Source organism: Shewanella sp. ALD9 (assembly GCF_002836315.1).
In the GTDB taxonomy this organism is placed as follows: domain Bacteria; phylum Pseudomonadota; class Gammaproteobacteria; order Enterobacterales; family Shewanellaceae; genus Shewanella.
In genome coordinates, this window is the sequence record NZ_PJCD01000003.1 from 771,416 (window position 1) to 792,313 (window position 20,898).

The 20,898-nt window shown below is 39.3% G+C and carries 15 protein-coding genes; all 15 read left to right on the plus strand.

Annotated features, from left to right (window positions below; translation table 11 throughout):
* Window positions 1-18: 18 nt before the first annotated feature.
* The 15 genes from tssL to CXF88_RS11055 all read left to right on the plus strand — a co-directional run bounded on the left by tssL (window position 19) and on the right by CXF88_RS11055 (window position 20,896).
* Window positions 19-1,308, plus strand: coding sequence for a type VI secretion system protein TssL, long form (gene tssL / locus CXF88_RS10985; RefSeq protein ID WP_101086869.1), 1,290 nt, complete (start codon window positions 19-21; stop codon window positions 1,306-1,308).
* Window positions 1,309-1,331: 23 nt separating this feature from the next.
* Window positions 1,332-4,880, plus strand: coding sequence for a type VI secretion system membrane subunit TssM (tssM, locus tag CXF88_RS10990; RefSeq protein ID WP_101086870.1), 3,549 nt, complete (start codon window positions 1,332-1,334; stop codon window positions 4,878-4,880).
* Window positions 4,862-5,593, plus strand: a complete 732-nt coding sequence (gene tagF / locus CXF88_RS10995; protein ID WP_101086871.1) for a type VI secretion system-associated protein TagF — start codon at window positions 4,862-4,864, stop codon at window positions 5,591-5,593. Before tssM ends, tagF begins: the two co-directional genes overlap by 19 nt.
* Window positions 5,584-6,351, plus strand: a complete 768-nt coding sequence (locus CXF88_RS11000; RefSeq protein ID WP_101086872.1) for a protein phosphatase 2C domain-containing protein — start codon at window positions 5,584-5,586, stop codon at window positions 6,349-6,351. The genes tagF and CXF88_RS11000 overlap by 10 nt, the downstream gene beginning before the upstream one ends.
* A gap of 287 nt (window positions 6,352-6,638) precedes the next feature.
* Complete coding sequence (gene tssA, locus CXF88_RS11005; RefSeq protein WP_101086873.1) at window positions 6,639-7,745, plus strand: type VI secretion system protein TssA; 1,107 nt, start codon at window positions 6,639-6,641, stop codon at window positions 7,743-7,745.
* Between the two features lie 41 nt (window positions 7,746-7,786).
* The gene (gene tssB / locus CXF88_RS11010; RefSeq protein WP_101086874.1) at window positions 7,787-8,287 is read left to right on the plus strand and encodes a type VI secretion system contractile sheath small subunit; all 501 of its coding nucleotides are present in this window, start codon (window positions 7,787-7,789) and stop codon (window positions 8,285-8,287) included.
* On the plus strand, window positions 8,287-9,780 hold the full coding sequence (tssC, locus tag CXF88_RS11015) for a type VI secretion system contractile sheath large subunit (protein ID WP_011637822.1): 1,494 nt from the start codon (window positions 8,287-8,289) through the stop codon (window positions 9,778-9,780). The genes tssB and tssC (CXF88_RS11015) overlap by 1 nt, the downstream gene beginning before the upstream one ends.
* A 51-nt stretch (window positions 9,781-9,831) precedes the next feature.
* Window positions 9,832-11,367 carry a type VI secretion system contractile sheath large subunit gene (gene tssC / locus CXF88_RS11020; protein WP_101086875.1) on the plus strand — a complete coding sequence of 512 codons (1,536 nt, stop codon included), beginning with the start codon at window positions 9,832-9,834 and terminating at the stop codon, window positions 11,365-11,367.
* Between the two features lie 14 nt (window positions 11,368-11,381).
* Entirely contained in the window at window positions 11,382-12,170 is a 789-nt protein-coding gene (locus tag CXF88_RS11025) for a type VI secretion system accessory protein TagJ (protein WP_101086876.1), read from the plus strand.
* A gap of 8 nt (window positions 12,171-12,178) precedes the next feature.
* A complete protein-coding gene (gene tssE, locus CXF88_RS11030) occupies window positions 12,179-12,667 on the plus strand; it encodes a type VI secretion system baseplate subunit TssE (RefSeq protein WP_242445137.1) in 489 nt (162 codons plus the stop codon).
* Window positions 12,664-14,493 carry a type VI secretion system baseplate subunit TssF gene (gene tssF / locus CXF88_RS11035; protein ID WP_101086877.1) on the plus strand — a complete coding sequence of 610 codons (1,830 nt, stop codon included), beginning with the start codon at window positions 12,664-12,666 and terminating at the stop codon, window positions 14,491-14,493. The genes tssE and tssF overlap by 4 nt, the downstream gene beginning before the upstream one ends.
* Window positions 14,490-15,497 (plus strand): type VI secretion system baseplate subunit TssG, encoded by a 1,008-nt coding sequence (tssG, locus tag CXF88_RS11040; RefSeq protein ID WP_101086878.1) that lies wholly within the window; start codon window positions 14,490-14,492, stop codon window positions 15,495-15,497. Before tssF ends, tssG begins: the two co-directional genes overlap by 4 nt.
* A gap of 19 nt (window positions 15,498-15,516) precedes the next feature.
* The gene (gene tssH / locus CXF88_RS11045) at window positions 15,517-18,123 is read left to right on the plus strand and encodes a type VI secretion system ATPase TssH (RefSeq protein ID WP_101086879.1); all 2,607 of its coding nucleotides are present in this window, start codon (window positions 15,517-15,519) and stop codon (window positions 18,121-18,123) included.
* A 366-nt stretch (window positions 18,124-18,489) separates the two neighbouring features.
* Complete coding sequence (locus CXF88_RS11050; protein ID WP_101086880.1) at window positions 18,490-18,969, plus strand: type VI secretion system tube protein Hcp; 480 nt, start codon at window positions 18,490-18,492, stop codon at window positions 18,967-18,969.
* Between the two features lie 70 nt (window positions 18,970-19,039).
* Window positions 19,040-20,896: a type VI secretion system tip protein VgrG gene (locus CXF88_RS11055; RefSeq protein WP_101086881.1), complete on the plus strand. Its 1,857-nt coding sequence runs from the start codon at window positions 19,040-19,042 to the stop codon at window positions 20,894-20,896.
* Window positions 20,897-20,898: the final 2 nt, after the last annotated feature.

Below are 20,898 nucleotides of genomic sequence, written 5' to 3' on the forward strand. Positions count from 1 at the left end.
AACATTAAGGATAATTTTGTGAACGATAAAACCATCGTTAAACCTCGCCCAGGGAAAGGGTCGGGTATGGCTGGCAATAAAACAAAGGTCGATGATGATAGTCAGAAAACCTTGATTCAAGATCATCGTGCCGATAATCGCGACAACCGATCGCAACTAAGCTTATCGCAAAACCCAATCGTTGATTTTGCGGGTACGCTTTTATCTATTTGTACTCAGTTACGAAATAGTACCGAGCATGATGATGTCAATACTCTACGGGTGCATTGTGTCGAACTCATCAAGAATTATGAGCAACAATTACGTAATGCAAATTTAGCGTCAGATGACATTAAGTCTGCTCGATATTGCTTGTGTTGCTTTATAGATGAGGTGGTCCTCAATACGCCTTGGGGAGAGCAAAGCTATTGGGCGTCTGACAGTTTACTTTCTACTTTTCACAATGAAACCTTGGGTGGCGAATATTTCTATACCTTGCTTGACGCCTCACTTCGTCATCCTTCTGAAAAGTGTAATTTACTTGAGTTGATGTATTTATGTTTAACTCTTGGTTTTGTTGGCAAAATGAGAGTTGAGCCTCAAGGCGATCAAAAACTAGAAGCATTACGTGAAAAAACGTATTTAGCCATTCAATCTTGCAAAGGCGATTTTCATCGAGAATTATCACCAGGATGGCGACAGAATATTGTCCCTAATCTAACCTTCCAGCAGCCATTTCCTTTATGGGTTATCGGGGCATTATTTGGGGTGGTTATTTTATTTATCTATATGGGTTTTAGTTATAGCATCAACAATTACTCATCAGAGGCTTATAAAGAATTGACCTCGATTGTGCCTTGGGAGAAAACCATTGATGCGCAACAACAAATTAGTCGTGATGAAGCATTATTACTGCAACAACTATTGCAAACCGAAATTGGCAAAAATTTACTTGAAGTAGAACAATTAAGTGATCGTGTGAGGATCCGCATTGGGGCGACTGAACTGTTTGCTTCTGGTAACACTCAACCTCGTTCAGATTTTGAAGCTATTTTAGCTAAAATTGCTCTGACGCTAGAGAGCACAAATGGCAAAATATTGATCACCGGTCATACCGATGATGAGCCAATCTTTACGTCTAAATACCCATCAAATTGGCATCTTTCATTAGCAAGAGCAACGTCGATTGCGAACGTTCTCGCTAATAACGCATCGCTAAGTGGCCGCTTGTGGCCCGAAGGTCGTGGTGAGTCTGAGCCCCGTGTGGTGAACGACAGTGAACAGAACCGCGCGTTAAATCGTCGAATCGAAATCGACTTATTGTTTTAGTGTGACACAAAGGAATCGCATCAATGTCTTTAAAATCAATTGGCAAAGGAATTGTCGACACACTTAAGTCTAAATGGACAATTACCATAATAGGTTTTTTATGTTTGGCTTTACTTATTTGGTTTGGTGGCCCTTTAGTGGCTATAGCGGGGTATGAACCGTTAGCATCAGCAGCCACACGGATTATCTTACTACTGGTTATTGTTATTATTTTTGGTGCCATTCACTTTTCTCGACAACTCAAGAATAAAAAACAAAGCGAGAAAATGGTTGATAGCTTAATTAACGGTGAAGAGGGTAGCTCTGTGGCCAGTGATGACTTAGCAAAAAGTGAAATCACTGTTTTACAAAATAAAATGACCCAAGCGTTAGATATTCTTAAAAATACCAAGTTAACTAAAAATAAAAGTATTTACGAATTACCTTGGTACATCATGATTGGTCCACCTGGAAGTGGAAAAACCACAGCGATTCAACATTCTGGTCTTGAATACCCATTAAAAGAAAAAATGGGCGTAGATATGATTGAAGGCGTTGGAGGAACAAGACATTGTGATTGGTGGTTTACCAATAAGGCAGTATTAATTGATACGGCGGGTCGTTATACCACTCAAGATAGTCATGTAAAACAAGACTCTCGGGCATGGCAAGGTTTTCTGGGTTTATTGAAAAAATACCGCCCAGTTCGTCCTATTAATGGGGTGATAATCAGCATGGGCATGTCTGATTTGTTAAACCAAACCAAGACAGAGAGAAATTTACATGCACGCGCAATTAAGCAGCGTTTACAAGAACTGCAAAATCAACTGGGTATGACTTTTCCGGTATATGTTTTATTTTCGAAATCAGATTTAGTTGCCGGGTTTAATGAATTTTTTGATGATTTAACCAAAGAAGATTGTGAACAAATTTGGGGTATTACCTTCCCGCTCAATGCAGATACAGAAGACACTGATATTGTCAGTTCATTTAATAAAGAATTTCATGATTTATTATTAAATTTAAATGCAAGATTAAATAGCCGCCTAAAAAACGAACGCGACCTAGAGCGTCGTGCGGCCATTTATGAGTTTCCAAAGCAACTCCGATTATTACAGAGCTCAGCCGATGATTTTCTGAAAGAGATCTTCGCGCCTAATGCATACGAAGAAGCACCGCTATTGCGTGGTGTTTATTTAACCAGCGCAACTCAAGAAGGTACCCCAATTGATCATCTTTCTAGTCACTTATCCAGTGGCATTAAGAGTAAAACTAAAACCTTCGCCGCCAATAAGCAACGCAGCTACTTTATTAAACGCCTATTAGAAGATGTTATTTTTCCAGAGAAAAATTTAGCATCGACCAATCGCAAGCATACAAACCATAATAAACTTTTACGAAAAATATCAGTAGGCATTGCTGCAGGTGTCACTTTGTTTGCGAGTTATGTTTGGTGGCAAAGTTATGATTGGAATAGACAATTGATTGATGATACCTATCAAGGTGTCACAGCATATAAAACGGTTACCAGTGGTGGGTTAAATGCTAAGTCTGATGTCATTACATTAACCAAAGGCTTAACATTAATTCGTGATCTCCCTGTTGGTTTTGGTACTGACAAGCCTGAGGATGCATATACCTTTGGTTTGTATCAAGGAGATAAGCTTAAACAACCTGCTACAGCGGCTTATCACCGTGCTTTAGAAACACATTTAATGCCTTACCTACAAGGTGTGCTAAGTGCAGAAATGGACGCTAATGGTGGGCACCTTAACTACCTCTACGAGACATTGAAAACATACTTAATGTTGTATTTTCCCGAGCATTTTGACAAAAGTGATGTGCAAGTCTGGTTCTCGGCTTATATCGATAGAAATCTGGTTGGTGATGTCAATAGTGAGGTTAGAAAGGAGTTAAATAAGCATATAGATACATTACTGTCTTTAGGGATTAGAGGTCATCAATATGACAGTATGACAGTGGATAGTGCCCGGATTAATTTGACCATGTTACCTCTGGTTGAGCGCGCATATCAGCGTTTAAAAAGTGATTTTTCAAACAGCAGTATCCCAGATTTTAAACTGGTTGATATTCTGGGTGTAGACAGTTTAGATGGCCTGGTGTTCATCAGTGGTCGCCAATTTAATCAAGGTATTCCTGGTCTTTATACTTTTAATGGTTTTCATGGCATTTTTAGTATAGAAAAGAATAAGATAATAAAAAACCTAACCGCAGACAGTTGGGTTTATGGTGATGAGTTAGTTGATTTAGACGAACAAGCGAAAGCGCAGATTACCCAAGAGTTAGAAAACAGATACATTCGTGATTATATTTTCTATTGGGAAGATTTCTTAAGCGACCTTGCTATCAAACCATATTCAACACGTGAGGAAGCTGAGAGTGTTACTGCAGCGCTTGCGAGCCCAGATCAACCGATCAAAACCATTATTACAGCAGTGCAGAAAAATGTGAATTTAACTAAGCTTCCTGCCGATTCAAATAATTTAAAGGCCGCGGCGGAAGTGGCCGGTAATATTTCTGATGTTGCATTTCGGTCTAAAAAAGCACGATTAAATAGGCTGTTACCCGATACAGCAATAGAGTTAGATATTGATTTGCCGGGCAAAGATGTGGAATTTGCTTTTGCAGAATTGCTCAAAATAAATCCTGCTGACATTGATAAAATTCAAACGACGTTGCGGGCTCTTAATCGAAACTACAATAAATTATCAATGCAGTCAGAAGGACAAGGTAACGTTGTTAATCAAGCCACAGAAGAAAGCTTTGCTCAACTAGGTTCTAGTTTATCTGAGCAATTGATGGATCTACCTTATCCAGTAAAAAATTGGTTAAGTGAAGTGGCTTATCGTACTCGCTCGTTTGCTAAATCCAATCAAAGTCAGCGTTTCAATGGTATTTGGCGTTCGCAAGTGTTGGCTGAATTCAATCGAGCGATCGCAGGGCGTTACCCATTTGACCGAAAATCGTCAGAAGATGTCAGACTAAAAGACTTCAGTAAGTTTTTTGGTTATGGCGGCACCTTAGATAAATTTTGGGATCAATACCTCGCTTCACATGTCGATACCAGTAAAAAACCTTGGCGTTTTAAGCGTAATATCGGCATCCGTAATGACATTTTAGAAATGTATCAACGCGCAGAAATTATTAAAGAAGCATTTTTCGAACCGGGATCTAAGCAGCCTATTGTTAACTTTTCATTAGAACCGGAATTATTAGATAGAAGTGTGAGTATGTTTTTATTCGAAATAGACAGCCAACAGCTGAAGTATCGACACGGTCCTACTCGCAAAGAGTTATTTACCTGGCCTGGCCCTGGGGCAAATAACGAAACACGAATTGCATTTTCACCTCCTAACGGCGGGCGCTCTATCAATAAGAAATATGAAGGTGAATGGTCATTCTTCAAATTATTAGATGAATTAAGTAAAAAGCGTCCACAAACTAAAAAAGATGGCAAGTTACTCATCAATCTCAAAGGCTACAATGCTGTACTGAAATTGACCGCAAACAGTGTTAACAATCCATTTTGGATGGCAAATATGGAGAAGTTTAGATGTCCTGCGAATCTTTAACATCAGTAGGTTACTGTGGCAAAGTCCCCTCAAAAGGGGATTTTATTCAGCAGAACTTAAATGTTGATTTTCTTAAAAATTGGAATGACTGGTTACAAGCTGTTATTGCGGTGAGTAAAGAACAAACCGAACACAATTGGTTGGATTATTATCTGACGAGTCCCATATGGCATTTTTCGTTATCTGCCGGTGTGTGTTGCGACCAAGCTGTTGTCGGGACCGTCATACCAAGTGTTGACCATGTTGGTCGCCATTATCCATTCACATTAGCCGGATTACATAATCAATCGGCTTTAAGAGGTTGGAAAGACAATCAGTGGGTTGAGGTTTTTGAACAGAATATATTACAAGTGCTTGAAGATGATACTGTTCTTAGTAAATGGTTCGATGCCATTACAAAAGAGACTTTAACGGTTGCCGCCAATAACGACAAGCTACTCGAGAGCGAATCGTTGGATCGCAACAAGAAAGCGTGGGTATTTCAAGGCGACAATTCTCCTGATGTACTTTTATTACTGGACCAGCAATACAGAAAACGCTTTGATCTTTACAGCATTTGGTGGACAGAGGGCTCTGACGATGTTGAACCATGCACGATTATTACTGAAGGTTTACCACAGATCAGTCAATTTATTTCTATGTTAAATGGCCAATGGCAACAGCGTGGTTGGAATACTGCAGAGCTCATTAAGGATCAAACATCATGCACTTAAGTCATGCATTAACTCATCGAGGCACCGTAAGAGCAATCAACGAGGATGCATATCTTGAATTACCACATTTAGGTATTTGGGTGGTTGCAGATGGTATGGGTGGACATGCAGCAGGAGATGTCGCAAGTCAATTAGTGATTGATGGCATCCAGCAGGCCGTTGAACATTTACAACCAGAGACTATTACATTAGATATTTTAAAACAGTCGCTTATTGCGAGTAATCGTTTTTTGCAACAAATGAGTGAGCATGAATTTGATGGGAAGGTGGCTGGCAGTACTGTCGTTGTTTTGTGGTTATACCAAGATAACTATCACTTGTTATGGGTAGGCGATAGTCGAATTTACTTGTTACGAGATCAACAAATGAAGCAAGTCACTAAAGACCACAGTCAAGTTAATGACATGATTGATGAAGGGTTACTTCTACCTGAAGAGGCTGAATCTCATCCATTAGCGAATGTAATCACTCGGGCTGTCGGTGTTGACTCACAATTAGACATAGATTATCGCACCGATAATATGAAAGAGGGTGATGTCTTTTTACTTTGTAGCGATGGTTTAAATAAAGAATTAAATGATGTTGAAATTGAACGAACAATAAAGTCTGGCAACATCATTGATTCCGGTATGGCACTACTCCATGCCTCTTTAGTCAGGAATGCACGAGATAATGTCACCTGCATTCTTGTTAAAAATACACCTAAAAAAATAAATATCATTGATGATAGTGATAAAACAATTCCAATATTTGGTTAATGTTTTGATGAATTAAACTCATATAAGTGTTTTTGTTTGATGAGTTTAATTGTCGATAGTCATTAATTATAAATGTTGTATTTAGATGTGCTGTAACATTATTTAAAATGTAATTATATTGGGTGTAATCACATGGGGTGTGTTTGTTTTTTTGTGATTATCCATTGTAATTAGTTATTGGCATTATATTGTATTTTGCTTCTATTAAAGGGCAATAAGTATTGTTTTTGAAGTTCTATACTTTTATTATTATAAATTAATCGTTTTTATTCAGGGATTGAATTAGATTGAGTAAGCTAAAGAATTTAACAATTGATGAATTAATTCTTCCCATTACCATTGATGCGGAGTCAGGAGTTGATCCTCGTGAAGATATAAGTCCGACATCAACTTATTATCTACTTAAAGATGTGCGAAATATTGCACGTTCTAGAGAGCGTAAAGCACTAACTGACGAAGAAGATGTATTGTCCGTTGCAGCTGAATGGCGACCGATTTTCGAACAAGTTCCGGGTATCTTAAAACAACAATCAAAAGATATTGAATATGTAGCTTGGTTTATAGAGGCAGCTTGCAGGTTATATGGTTTTAAAGGACTTTGTTTTGGTTTCACTCTAGCTACAGAGCTCGTTGAGCGCTATTGGGACACTATTTACCCAACACCTGAACCAAATGATTTGGCAGAGCGCATTGCGCCGCTTATTGGTTTAAACGGTATCGAAAGCGAAGGTTCTTTAATTCATCCAATCAGAACGATTCCGATCACTGATGGTGGCGTCATTTATTCTACTTGGCAATATGAGCAAGCTTTAGACACCAGTCGTTTAGATAAAGACAAACAAGAAAAACGTTTTGATTCAGGTTCAGTGTCACTTGAAGATGTCGAACATAGCATAAGAGAAACCTCTGACAGTTTCTTTATTGAATTAGACCGTGATGTTCAAGATGCCATCGCTGCTTTTAGCAAACTATCTGCTGCCATGGATGCTGCCATGAGCGGTGAGCCACAGCCTACCAGTTACATTCGCAAGGCATTAGAAGCATGTGCGCTACAAATCAGCGCTATCACGGCTCCCATTATTGCAAAAAACAAAGCAAACCTTGAACAAGAACAACATAACGAAAAAGAGCAACACAGCGACCCTAATGACCACAGCACAACGTCATCAGGTGTTGATGGGCAGCTTAACTCGAGAGCACAAGCCATTAATAATCTTGAAACGATAGCGGACTTTTTTAGACGTACCGAACCACATTCGCCTATGTCTTATGCCATTGAACAAGTTATACGTTGGAGTGATCTCAGTTTGCCTGAGTTGTTACAAGAATTAATCCAAGATGGTGAAGCAAGGAATGGTTTCTTCAAGTTATCTGGAATAAAAACGGAAGATTAATCTGTAGTTGATTACTCAACATATTATTGAAAGGAGTTCATATGAGTGTACATGATAAATTAAAGCGAGTAAGAAAACCTCGTGTCCATATTACCTATGATGTCGAAACTGAAGGTACAGTTGTAAAAAAAGAACTGCCTTTTGTTATCGGTGTTACAGGTGATTTTACTGGACACAACACCGCAGATTTAAAACCATTGAAAGACCGCCGTTTTGTGCAAATCGATCGTGAAAATTTCAATGATGTATTAAAACGTATGAGTCCCCAATTAAACATTTCAGTGCCTAACACGCTTGCCGGTGACGATACTGAAATGAAGGTTGCATTACAATTTAGCAGCATCGAAGACTTTGAGCCTGCTGCCATTGTTAATCAGGTTGAACCATTAAAAAAATTAATGGAAACTCGTAACAAACTCCGTGATTTGATGACCAAAGTTGATCGTTCTGAGAATCTCGAAAATATCTTAGAAGAAGTGTTAAATAACACTACTAGCCTAGATAAATTAGCTGGTGAACTTAACCTCAAAGGAGCGGAATAATGAGCATGGAAGCCGCGTCATTAGATGCTGTATCTGAAGAACAAGCACAAAGTGTTTCTATTTTAGAGCAAGCAATTTTTGCAACCAAGCAAACCGATTCTTCGCGTGCTGAAGAGCTTATTCGTTCGTTAACGGAAGAAGCCTTGAAAGGCACTGTACAGTGGGATAAAAACCTCACAGTGACTTTTAACAAGGCGATTACTCGATTAGACGACATTATCTCTAAGCAATTAGCTGCCATCATGCACAATGAAGAACTGCAAAAACTGGAAGGCAGTTGGCGTGGATTGCATCATACAGTGAAAAATTCTGAAACAAATGAAACGCTTAAAATTCGTGTCATGAGTTTGTCTAAAAAAGAACTTCACAAAGATTTGAGTAAAGCAGTTGAGTTTGATCAGAGTCAAATGTTCAAAAAAATCTATGAAGCAGAATTTGGCACCCCGGGCGGAGAGCCTTATGGTTGTTTAGTCGGCGATTATGAGTTTAGTAATCATCCTGAAGACGTTGAAACATTATCATTGATATCTAATGTTGCAGCCGCTGGCTTCTGCCCATTTGTTTCTGCTGCTGGTTCTTCTTTATTTGGTTTTGATGAGTGGACTGAACTCAGTAAACCACGCGATCTTGAAAAAGTATTTGAATCTTTAGAATACACTCAATGGCGCTCTTTCCGTGACAGTGATGACTCTCGTTTTGTCACATTAACCATGCCACGAGTGCTTGCCCGTCTTCCATATGGTGAAGCAACAAAACCTGTTGAAGAGTTTTGCTATGAAGAATTCGAATTAGATTTAGAAAGTGGCCGTGCTAAAGTCGCTGATCATGATGACTATTGCTGGATGAATGCCGCGTATGTTATGGCAACTAATATGGGACAAGCATTTAGCAAATATGGTTTCTGTACCGCAATCCGTGGCGCCGAGGGTGGTGGTAAGGTTGAAGGATTACCTGCTCATGTATTTACCAGTGATGACGGTGATCCAGATTTAAAATGTCCAACAGAGATAGGCATTACCGATCGCCGCGAAGCTGAATTAAGTAAGTTGGGTTTCTTACCACTATGTCATTATAAGCATACTGATTATGCCGTGTTCTTTGGTTCTCAATCTTGCCAAAAACCTAAAATAATGTCTAACCATGATGCTACCGCGAATGCGGCCATTTCTGCACGTTTACCTTACCTAATGGCAACATCACGTTTTGCGCATTATCTTAAAGTGATGGCTCGAGACAAAATTGGTAGCTTTATGGAAGCTGAAGATGTCGAGTCTTGGTTAAATCGCTGGATTTTATCGTTTGTTAATGCTTCAGAAGGTGGTGGGCAAGAGATACGCGCCAAGTACCCATTAGCAGACGCAAAAGTTGAAGTTAAAGAGATCCCTGGTCAACCTGGTTCATACAATGCAGTTGCATGGTTACGTCCTTGGTTACAAATGGAAGAGCTTACAGCCTCTTTACGTTTAGTCGCGAAGATCCCTAAAGTAGGATAATCACGCGCTAATGCAGTGACCCTCATTTGTTTTCAAGGATAGAAACAAACGATGCCGCATGAAACCATTTCATTTGTAACAAGTGAAATTTTCAAAGAAGATACTGGTGTTAACAAACCAGTATCTTCGACGACACAGGCACTAAAAAATAAACACCTAGTCGAACGGTTCTTGCGAGAGTCGGACTCGACTAGGTCGTTATTGCTGTGGCTTGAAAACTCAAGCCATTCGCTTGAGCAATTCGATAAAACATCTGTTTTACCTTTCCTTCTTAAAGCCATTGATCGCATTGATAGACAATTAGAACAACAGCTTAACGCTATTATTCATCATGATGCATTTCAGGCGTTAGAAGCCAGCTGGCGCGGAGTACTTTATCTTGTTCAACAGCAAGATTTACATGATAAAGACCAGAAAGTGAAAGTAAAAATGCTCGATTGTTGTTGGACAACCCTGTCTAAAGACATTAATCGGGCTATTGAGTTTGATCAAAGCGATTTTTTTAAACTGATTTATAACAATGAATACGACATGTCTGGTGGCGAACCCTTCGGCACATTAATTGGTGATTATCAAATCACTCATAAAAGCCGTCCAGGTGTATCTACTAATGATATTGATATTTTAAAAGAAATCTCCCGCACTGCCGCGGCCGCTTTTGCGCCCTTTATTACCTCGGCCAGTCCTTCATTGTTCGGTGCTGATGATTTTTCCGATTTATCTGCTCATATGAATATAGCCCAAATTTTTGAACAACACGAGTACATTAAGTGGAATTCGTTACGTAAAATGGACGATTCTCGCTTCATTGGGTTAACAATGCCTAATATTCTCATGCGTTCTCCTTATCTCATTGATGGTACTCGTAGCGAAGGATTTAAGTTTAAAGAATCGATTAAAAACCCTAAAAAAGATCATTTATGGGGCAATGCTGCTTATGCATTCGGTGGGGTATTAATTCGTGCATTTAGTGAATCTGGCTGGTTTGGTCATATCCGTGGGCTAGAGCCTGGGGCTCGTAAGAAAGGATTAGTTTGCGATCTTGCTGTGAGTCAATATGAGCCTGATTTGTATCGGAAACGCATGAAGCCATCGGTGGACTTATTAATCAGTGATAGGGCGGAAAAATCTATTTCTGACCAAGGTTTTATTCCTTTATCTCCGGTATTAGGTTGTGAGCATTTAGTTTTTTACAGTAATGCTTCTGTTCAGAAACCACCTAAATATGAACTGTTGGAAGACAGTATTAATGCAAAGTTATCATCGATGTTGCAGTACATTTTGTGTGTTTCACGTTTTGCTCATTACATCAAAGTATTAGGTCGTGAAAAAATAGGCTCACTTCATTCTGCAGAGGCTTGCCAGCGAGAGCTACAGCTGTGGCTGCATAAATACACTACCGCTTCAGATGTGTCTTCAGATGATGTAAGAAGTAAATACCCACTGCGAAGTGCCCAAGTACAGGTAAAAGAAATTCGCGGCAAGCCTGGGCATTTCTATTCGATTATTCAGTTACAACCACATTTTCAATTAGATCAGATGGTGTCCAGTATTAAATTGGTCACTGAACTGACATCAAGAAATTAAGATAAAGGTATCAAATGAAACAAATTCAACAAATGCTGCAGAGCGGCCAACTACAAGATGCAATTCAGTTAGTTGAGGCACAGTTAAAAGACGACCCGATGAATATTGACTTAAAAGGTCAACATGTTGAGTTGTTGTGTATTAATGGTGAGCTTGAACGTGCAGACAAACAATTAAACTTTTTAGTGCAAAAGCATCCCGACTTTTTAATTGGCGCAGCAAATTTACGTCAGTTGATCCGTGCTGAACAAGCCCGACAAGATTTTATGGCAGGCAAAGCAGTGCCGCAACTTTTTGCTGAGTCCGATGCACATGTTGAAGCATTAATGAAATTACGCTTAGCAATGGTTGATGCTCAAGATGATGTGACTCAGTGTGCGAGCAGCCTTGAAACTCTGCGTCCCGAAGTTAACTTAGTGTTAAATGATATCACTCATCAAGAAATTCGTGATTTAGATGACACTTTAGGTGGTTTTATAGAAATTTTTGGTACTGACGGTAATTTCTATTTAGCGCAGTTATCTGAAATTGACTATATCAACTTTAAACCTGTGACCTCATTACTGGAAATGGTTTGGCGCCGGGTTGATCTAGCCATTAAAAATGGACCGAGTGGAGAAGCGCATATTCCAATGATTTATGGTGGCAGTGAAACTGATGCGCAAAAATTGGGACGAGAAACCGATTGGCATGAAATCGCAACTAATGTTGTTGCTGGCAAGGGCTTAAAAATGTGGTTTGTCGATGATAATGCTATTGCATTAAATCAAATTACTAAAGTTACCACTCCAGTGTTGCAGTAGGCCCTGTGTTGAGCAAAAACCAACAACCGATAATGGCGTCAATTCTAGATAGATTGATTGATGATGCGCCAAACGAGCAAGATGTCAAAGACAGCCATCGTGGTCTAAATCTACGTCAGTTAAGGTCTAATGTTCGGCGCGATTTAGAAAACCTACTCAATGCTAAATTGCAGTGGCAAACGTGGCCGGAACATTTAACTGAGCTTGATAATTCTTTGATGAATTATGGTTTGCGTGACTTTTCTTCTATGCCAGTCGCGAGCTTAGACGGGCGTCAGCTTTTATGTAAACAAGTTGCCGATACCATAAAACGATTCGAACCGAGATTTTTAGAAGTGATGGTTGAAACAGTCGATAATGAACAACCATTAGACCGGGTTTTAAGATTAAAAATCAATGCATTGTTGTATGCAGAACCTGAGCCTGAATATATTTCGTTTGACTCTGAAGTTGAGCCAGTCCACTTGGCGATGATAGTTAATGAGGGAATTCTGTGAATCAGGAATTATTGGAATATTACAATCGTGAGCTTGCTTTCATTCGTCATATGGGAGCGGAATTTGCTGAGCAATATCCTAAAGTTGCCGGGCGTTTACGCTTAAGTGATGAACACGTTGAAGACCCTCATGTTTCACGATTAATTGAAGCATTCTCTTTACTAACAGCACAAATTAGGCAAAAACTTGATGATAGTTTTCCTGAATTAACCGAGGCGTTATTAGGCCAGTTATATCCCGATTACCAAGCGCCAATACCGTCTATGTCAGTTATCAAAGTCACCACTGAAAACTTGTCGACGACTGGTGTGTTATTACCCAGATCAACTCAGGTAGACACTCAGGTGGAGGGGATGAAAACCTGCCATTTTCAAACGTCATATGACATGAAATTATGGCCAATTGAAGTGCAGAAAGCCCAGTTTCAAAATGCACCGTTTAATGCCCCAGAACCACAATGGCCAGAACGTGCTAAGGCTATTATTAAGCTTGATATCGCCTGTGAATTTGACGAAATTAGCATGCCAAGTCTTGGTGTTGATAAATTACGCTTTTTCTTGAATGGACAAGATCATCAAACGTTTCAACTTTATCAATTGTTATTTGAACACAGTCTAGGTTTTGCTTTAGTAAATGAGCAGCAAACTGTGTGTAAGTTTTTAACAAAAAGACATTTAAAAGCGGTTGGCTTTGAAGATGAACAACAAGTGATACCTTACAGTCAACGTACCAGTTCTGGTTATCGATTATTATTGGAAAATTTTATTTTTCCAGAAAAATTCTTGTTTTTTGACATCGATGATTTAGACGGCAGCTGGCAAGGGATCGACAATAAGTTTTCACTTTATATTTATTTAAAGGAAGGCTCTCAGGATTTAGAGAAGCAAGTTAGTGCCAATCATTTTCTGTTAGGTTGTACGCCGGTGATTAATTTGTTTGAACAAAAATTAGAACCGGTAAGCATTGATGCGTCTCAGTATGAATATAAATTGGCTGCCCGTTATTCTGACTCTGAAGTGACTGAAATCATCAGTATTGAAGATGTTATTGCTTATGACCCGAAGGACAATAAGGTAGAAGTCACCCCATTTTATGGCGAATCACATCCGCAATATTTAGGTCACAATAATTTATTTTGGCATGTTAGGCGTGAGTCTGCTAGTTGGTCTGGTGGTTATGCTGAATTAGGCACTGAATCGTTTTTATCGTTAGTCGACCATAATTTTAAAGGATTTAAGTCAGAAGAAGACTACGGCGCTTGGATATTAAGTATCACCGCTCAATGCAGCAACCGCAATTTACCGGCGCATCTTCCGTTTGGTACTAATGAGCCCAAAATGTTCGTACCAGAGCGTGCCGACATTATTAAGCACGTGAAATGTTTGCTTGCGCCTACGCTACCGGTGCGTGCATCGCTGAGTGATGCTTCGCGATGGCAGTTAGTCACCCATTTATCCATTGATAGTTTTAGTGGCAAAGATGCACTGTCTAACTTAAAAGAAACCCTTAAGTTATACGATTTTAAGTGTTCGCCAGAAAATAAGAATTTAATAGAGAATATTCATTCTGTTGAAGTGAGCCCAGACACAGCCAGGGTTAACCAGCATGGCCGGATTAGCTTTTGCAGCGGCAGTCATATTGAAATTACCTTCATTAAAGATCATTATTCTGGCAGTGGCGTGTTTTTCTTTTGCACTATTTTAGATCACTTCTTTGCGCAATTTGCTGCAATCAATAGTTTTACCCGCTTGAGTATGCGCTTTAAAGATCATAATTCGATAGCCTATACCTGGCCAGCACGAGCTGGACAAAGGCCGCTGCTATGACCCAGCAAGTAATGAATAATCAGTTGCAGGCGATAATCGATACGCCATCTGAATATGACTTTTATCAAGCCGTTTATCAGTTTCAACAACAATTATCTCAAGGGCGAGAGCAAGGTTATAAGGTGGGTTATGACGCCATTCCAAGCCAAGAGTTGTTACGTTTTAAGTCTGATCAACATCTTGGTTTTCCAGGACAAGCAATCAGCAACGTAGCGTCTACATCGACAAGTCAAACTGATAAAGTTGCCGCCGATATGCATATATCATTTATGGGATTAACCGGACCTAGTGGTGTATTGCCTTCACATTATACCGAGTTGCTACTAGAGCGCTTGCGACTTAAAGATAATGGGATGCGTGACTTTTATGATTTATTTAACCATCGGCTTATCTCACTATTCTATCGTTCATGGGAAAAGTATCGTTTTTCGGCAAATTATCAATCACCAGAAACAGGCGTTACCGACAGCTTTACCCATGTATTGAGTTTGCTTAGTGGTAACAAATCATTAAATCGCTATTACGCAGGTTTTTGTCACACTAAAACGCCGAGTGCTGAGTCATTACGAAGAATGTTAAATGATTTTACTGGCTGTAATGTACATATTTTATCTTTTCAAGGGCGTTGGCAGTCCTTAGCGAAAACAGAGCAAACCCGAATGGCGAGTAGAAGTATGCCAGAAGGGCAATACGCCAGTTTAGGTGTTGATGCCAGCATAGGCAGCCGGGTATGGGATATTAATTCTAGTGTCAGTATTCATATAAAGCCGAAGGAAGGTGCATCGGTTAACGCTTTTATGCCTGGCACAGCCAGTTATCAATCACTTAAAAAACTGGTTTCTAACTATTTAGGCCAGTCAGTGAAATACAAAATATTTCTAGAAATAAAACAACAAGATGCACCTACAGCTCAATTATCAAAGTCCGCAATCGGACTAGGGTTAGGTTGTGGCCTAATGAGCCGTGCAGAGAATGGACAACAAATAAAAAGCTTAATGATTTAATTAATAAAGGACTATGAATATGTCAGCGATGACTTTAAGTAAATTGGTAGGAAAACTTAACCCAGTATGTCGACAATCTTTAGAAACCGCTGCCAGCGTATGCCATAGCCGCAGCCAATTCAGCGTTGAGATTGAGCATTGGTTATTAGCGTTGCTAGAAAATGGTTCAGGTGATTTAGACATCATCATGGCCAGTTTTTCAGTACAAAAAGATCAGCTGATTAGTGATATCCGTCAGGGATTAGAAAAGTTTAAAACAGGCAACAGTGCAGCGCCAAGTTTGTCTCCACATATAGTGAGTTTGCTTCGTCAAACTTGGTTAAATACCAGTATTGAATTCAACGATAGTGAGATAAGAACTGCCTATCTGATTTTTACCTTACTGACTGACGATTCATTAAACTCTTTGGTTTCGCGCTCTGCAAAACAGCTTCTTAAAATAGATCCAGCACAGCTGAAACATGCATGGCCTCAGCTTGCTCGTCAATCTACCGAGCATAAAGTGTCAAGTAGCGATATTGAAGAAACTCAGGCGATGCAATCAGCGCCGAGCAAAACGCCAAATCTAGACCAATTTACCCAAAATTTAACCGAGCAAGCTGAACTGGGGAAAATAGATCCCATTCTCGGACGTGATAATGAAATTAGGCAGATGATCGACATTTTAACCCGTCGCCGTCAAAATAATCCTATTTTAACGGGTGAAGCCGGTGTCGGTAAAACCGCTGTTGTCGAAGGTTTAGCGCTTAAAATTGCCCAAAAAGAAGTTCCAACAGCATTACAAAATGTTCGTATTCACGTACTGGATTTAGCCTTACTACAAGCTGGAGCCGGAGTGAAAGGGGAATTTGAGAATCGGTTAAAAGCTTTAATTAAAGAAGTAAAACAGTCTGTTAAACCTATTATTTTATTTATAGATGAAGCTCACACCATGATTGGCAGCGGCGGACAAGCTGGACAAAATGACGCGGCAAATTTATTAAAACCTGCATTAGCGCGTGGTGAGTTACGTACCATTGCGGCAACAACATGGGCAGAATATAAAAAGTTCTTTGAAAAAGATGCCGCATTAACTCGTCGTTTTCAAGTGGTTAAAATTGAAGAGCCTTCTCCTGAACAAGCCATTGCAATGATGCGGGGCTTGTTACCTGTAATGGAAGGGCATCATAAAATTCTTGTTTCCGACCAAGCTTTATGTGCCGCAGTTAACTTATCTCATCGATATATTACTGGCCGACAACTGCCAGATAAAGCGGTAAGTTTATTAGATACTGCATGCGCGCGTGTCGCTATGAGTCAAGCTTCTACCCCTGGAATGGTTGAATCCTTACAACGACAAATTCAGCAACTAGACACACAAATTAGCATTCTTACTCGTGAGCAAAAAACCGGTTCAGATCATAAAAAGTCGATTACAGAGTTAACCAAAAAACATAAATTGCTTTCAAAAGAACTCGCTCCTTTGACAACACAATGGCAGGACGAATTAGTTACCGTTCAAAAAATTGCTGAATTAGTTGGCCAGATTCAAGCATCAGAAACAGATACCGCACCTTTGTTAGCGGAGTTAACGGCGTTTAAGGCAATATTGTCAGCCAATAAACAGCCTATGGTGCATTGGCAAGTTGATGAACAATTGATTGCTGAAGTCATTTCTGATTGGACTGGCATTCCGGCAGGTAAAATGCAGGATGATGAAATAAAAACAATTTTGAACTTAAAAGACACCATGGCCAAGCGCGTTATCGGCCAAGATCATGCCTTGGATTTAATCGCCAAAACAGTGCAAACATCCCGTGCACAGCTGGGTGATGAAAAACGTCCCATTGGTGTGTTTTTACTGACGGGCCCTAGCGGTGTAGGTAAAACAGAAACGGCATTAACATTGGCTGAGCAAGTTTATGGCAGTGAAGACAATGTGACAGTCATCAACATGTCCGAATTTAAAGAAGAACATAAAGTCTCATTACTTTTAGGTTCACCTCCAGGTTATGTTGGCTATGGTGAAGGTGGAGTGCTGACTGAAGCCGTTCGCCGTAAACCTTATAGTGTTATTTTGCTGGATGAAATGGAAAAGGCACATCCAGGCGTTCAAGATATTTTTTATCAAGTTTTTGATAAAGGCACCATTAAAGATGGTGAGGGGCGCGATATAGATTTCAAAAATACTATTATTATTATGACCTCAAATGCTGGTACAGAAACCACGATGGGCTTATTTGAAGATGAACAAATTGCGCCATCAATTAAAGGTTTACGTAAAGCACTTCAAGATGATTTATTGAGTTATTTCAAACCGGCATTTTTAGGCCGTTTGAATGTCATTCCTTATATTCCACTGACCCAACCTATGCTCAATGAAATCACTAAATTGCAATTACAGCGAGTTGCTAATCGTTTAGCTGAGCATTATCAAGCTAAGTTTACTTACAGTGATGATGTGGTGAGCCAAATTGTGTCTATGTGTCAGGATGCCGGTTCAGGCGCTCGCAATGTGCATAATATTTTACAAAATACGATGTTGCCTGATCTTTCGATCAAAATATTACACAATATGGCTAACAATAAGAAAACAACCAATGTAAAAGTAAACGTAGTAAACGACGAGTTTATTTATAAAATTTAAATGAATATAAAACCGTGACATTAATAACTAATTAGTAAGTATTAGTTTGGTTATTTATAACATCATATTTGAGGGGTATATAATAAAGTATATACCCTTTGTAATGTCGTATAGTTATTATTAATGTATAAATTATTAGTCTTGGTTGTATTTTTTTATTTATATAAACGATTAGTTGATTATCAAAAAACCTTTGATATAATCCGTTGGCTTAATTATGAGGACTCACTATATTTAAATGGATAATGCAGTTGAGTATTATTTGTTGGTAAGTGCATTTTTAATAAATTGAAATATTAAGTTTGATTATTGAACTTATAAAACTGTCCATTAATGGATGACATCCACGCAAAAGGAGCATTAATAATGCAAGCGAATACATATTTAAATTATGAAGGGATTAAAGGCGAAACCACTGCTGAAGAATTCAAAGATCTGATTACTGTGTTATCAGTCGATTGGAATATTAGCCGTGAGATCACTTCTTTCACTGGTACTGCAAAAGACCGTGAAGCTAGCTCAACTCGTTTAGGTGATGTGACCATTACTAAATTACAAGATAATTCTTCTACTGACTTGTTCAAAGAAGCGACTATCGGTAAAGGTAAAAAAGCGGTTTTCCACATCACTAAGCAAGGTGACAAAATCGAAGAAATCATGCAAATCGAATTAACAGATGCAATGATCTCTAGCTACAGTGTTTCAGTTCATGGTGACCGTCCTGTAGAGACAATCACTATTAGCTACACTGAAATGATGATGGCTGTTACGCCAACTGATGATAAAAACAACATTACTGCAGCGCTACGTTATGGCTACAGCGGTGTTAAAGGTCAACAAATGTAAGTTGTTTGTGATCTTATATCTTGGGGAACTTGTTCCCCAAGATCTTTACTCTTAAAGACTGAGGCAAGGAATGCTTAAGGCCACTCAAAAAAATAATATCATCAGTATCACAACGCCATTAGGTAAGGATACTCTGTACCTAACGCATTTTACTGCCACAGAAGCCATCTCTCAGCTTTTTTCAATCAGCGTCTCCATGTTCACTGTTGGCACCCAGATTAGTCTCGACAGTTTAGTGGGTAAAAATGTTTGTATTACTTTACGTAATGCCGAAAGTAATGGTGCAGTTCGATACTTTCATGGGGTGGTAAGTCATCTTGAGTCTGCTGGAATGCGGACCGCAGCGTCAGACGATGCACAGAATTATGTAGATTATCAAGCCGTTATAGTGCCTCAAATGGCATTAATGAAAAAACGCAGTAATTGTCGGATTTTTCAAAATAAGTCAGTCATCGATATTGTTAAAGACTTATTTGGTCAACATAAAGTTGAATTTCAAAATAAAACTACCAACACATACCCTCAGTATGAATACTGTGTGCAGTATTTAGAATCAGATGTCGATTTTGTTTGTCGTTTATTACAGCAAGAGGGTATTTTCTTCTTCTTCGAGCATAGTGTTGGTGCTCATACCTTAGTACTTGCTGATGATATTAACGCCTACAAACCTTGTGCAGAAGAGAAGGTTCGTTGTTTCTCAGGTCATTTAGCCGAGTCGCACGTGTCTCATTGGCAAGGCGGCATGAGCATGGTGAGCGGCGGTTTTATTCAAAAAGGTTACGACTACGAACAACCTAAATTATACCCTTCAGGTAATCATACTAACGCAAATCTTCCTGAACAAAGTGCACTTGAGGTGTACGATTATTTAGGCGAGTCTGAGTTCAACAAGCGTGCTCAACCGTTTGCCAATAATCAACTTGAAGCCCTGCAAAAAGACATGAATAAGTGCAGTGGCCAAGGCGATTGCCGTAGTTTTATGGTGGGTAAGTTTTTTACTTTCAAAGATCATGAAAACGCGAGTTATAAAGGTAAGAGCTTTGTTCTAAGCTCGCTGAGAACGTCGGCTACTCAGCCTAACCAGTCAGGCACAAGCCAATCAATGTCTGGCAGTGTTTATCAAAATGATTTTGAATGTGTGCCTAAAAGTACTCCTTATCGCTCACAGCTTCATTTACGTAAACCATTAATTAATGGCGTACAAACAGCGGTAGTGACTGGTGAACCTGGTGATGAACAACATATTGATAAATTTGGCCGTGTAAAAGTACAGTTTCATTGGGATCGTGAAGGCGAGTTTAATAGTAAAAGTTCATGTTGGATCCGTGTCGCTCAAAGCTGGGCTGGCAACAAGTGGGGTGCATTCTTCTTCCCTCGCGTAGGCCAGGAGGTGTTAGTTGAGTTTATCAATGGTGACCCTGATCAACCGATTATCAGCGGTGCTGTTTATAACGCCGACTTAATGCCTCCTTATGCATTACCGGCTAAAAAAACTCAGTCTGGGATTAAAACCCATAGCACTAAAGACGGTGGAGCCGACAATTTTAACGAGTTACGTTTTGATGATGAAAAAGGCAAAGAGTTATTATTCCTCCAAGCAGAAAAAGATCATCTATTGAATGTAAAACATGATCAAAAAGACACTATCGGCAACGACCGTTTCACTGACATCGTTAATAACGATAACGTTAAAATTGGTAATGATCGACTAGAAGACATAGCCAATAATGACAGCTTAAAAGTCGGTAAAGTGCTTAATATTGAAGCGGGTAATGAAATTGTCATTAAAACCGGCAGTGCATCAATCAAAATGAGCAGCGACGGTTCGATATCTATCGAAGGCACCAACATTACTATTAAAGGGACAAACGTTAAGGTTAATGGTACCAGTATTGCCTTAAAAGCTGCTCAAATTAAGTTGAACTAGCC

Excerpts from the sequence above, each read along its gene's own strand:
- tssC (WP_101086875.1), top strand. The coding sequence starts at position 9,832 with ATGCCGCATGAAACCATTTCATTTGTAACAAGTGAAATTTTCAAAGAA.
- tssM (WP_101086870.1), top strand. The coding sequence starts at position 1,332 with ATGTCTTTAAAATCAATTGGCAAAGGAATTGTCGACACACTTAAGTCT.
- tssC (WP_011637822.1), top strand. The coding sequence starts at position 8,287 with ATGAGCATGGAAGCCGCGTCATTAGATGCTGTATCTGAAGAACAAGCA.
- tssH (WP_101086879.1), top strand. The coding sequence starts at position 15,517 with ATGTCAGCGATGACTTTAAGTAAATTGGTAGGAAAACTTAACCCAGTA.
- CXF88_RS11025 (WP_101086876.1), top strand. The coding sequence starts at position 11,382 with ATGAAACAAATTCAACAAATGCTGCAGAGCGGCCAACTACAAGATGCA.
- tagF (WP_101086871.1), top strand. The coding sequence starts at position 4,862 with ATGTCCTGCGAATCTTTAACATCAGTAGGTTACTGTGGCAAAGTCCCC.
- CXF88_RS11055 (WP_101086881.1), top strand. The coding sequence starts at position 19,040 with ATGCTTAAGGCCACTCAAAAAAATAATATCATCAGTATCACAACGCCA.
- CXF88_RS11050 (WP_101086880.1), top strand. The coding sequence starts at position 18,490 with ATGCAAGCGAATACATATTTAAATTATGAAGGGATTAAAGGCGAAACC.
- CXF88_RS11000 (WP_101086872.1), top strand. The coding sequence starts at position 5,584 with ATGCACTTAAGTCATGCATTAACTCATCGAGGCACCGTAAGAGCAATC.
- tssG (WP_101086878.1), top strand. The coding sequence starts at position 14,490 with ATGACCCAGCAAGTAATGAATAATCAGTTGCAGGCGATAATCGATACG.
- tssB (WP_101086874.1), top strand. The coding sequence starts at position 7,787 with ATGAGTGTACATGATAAATTAAAGCGAGTAAGAAAACCTCGTGTCCAT.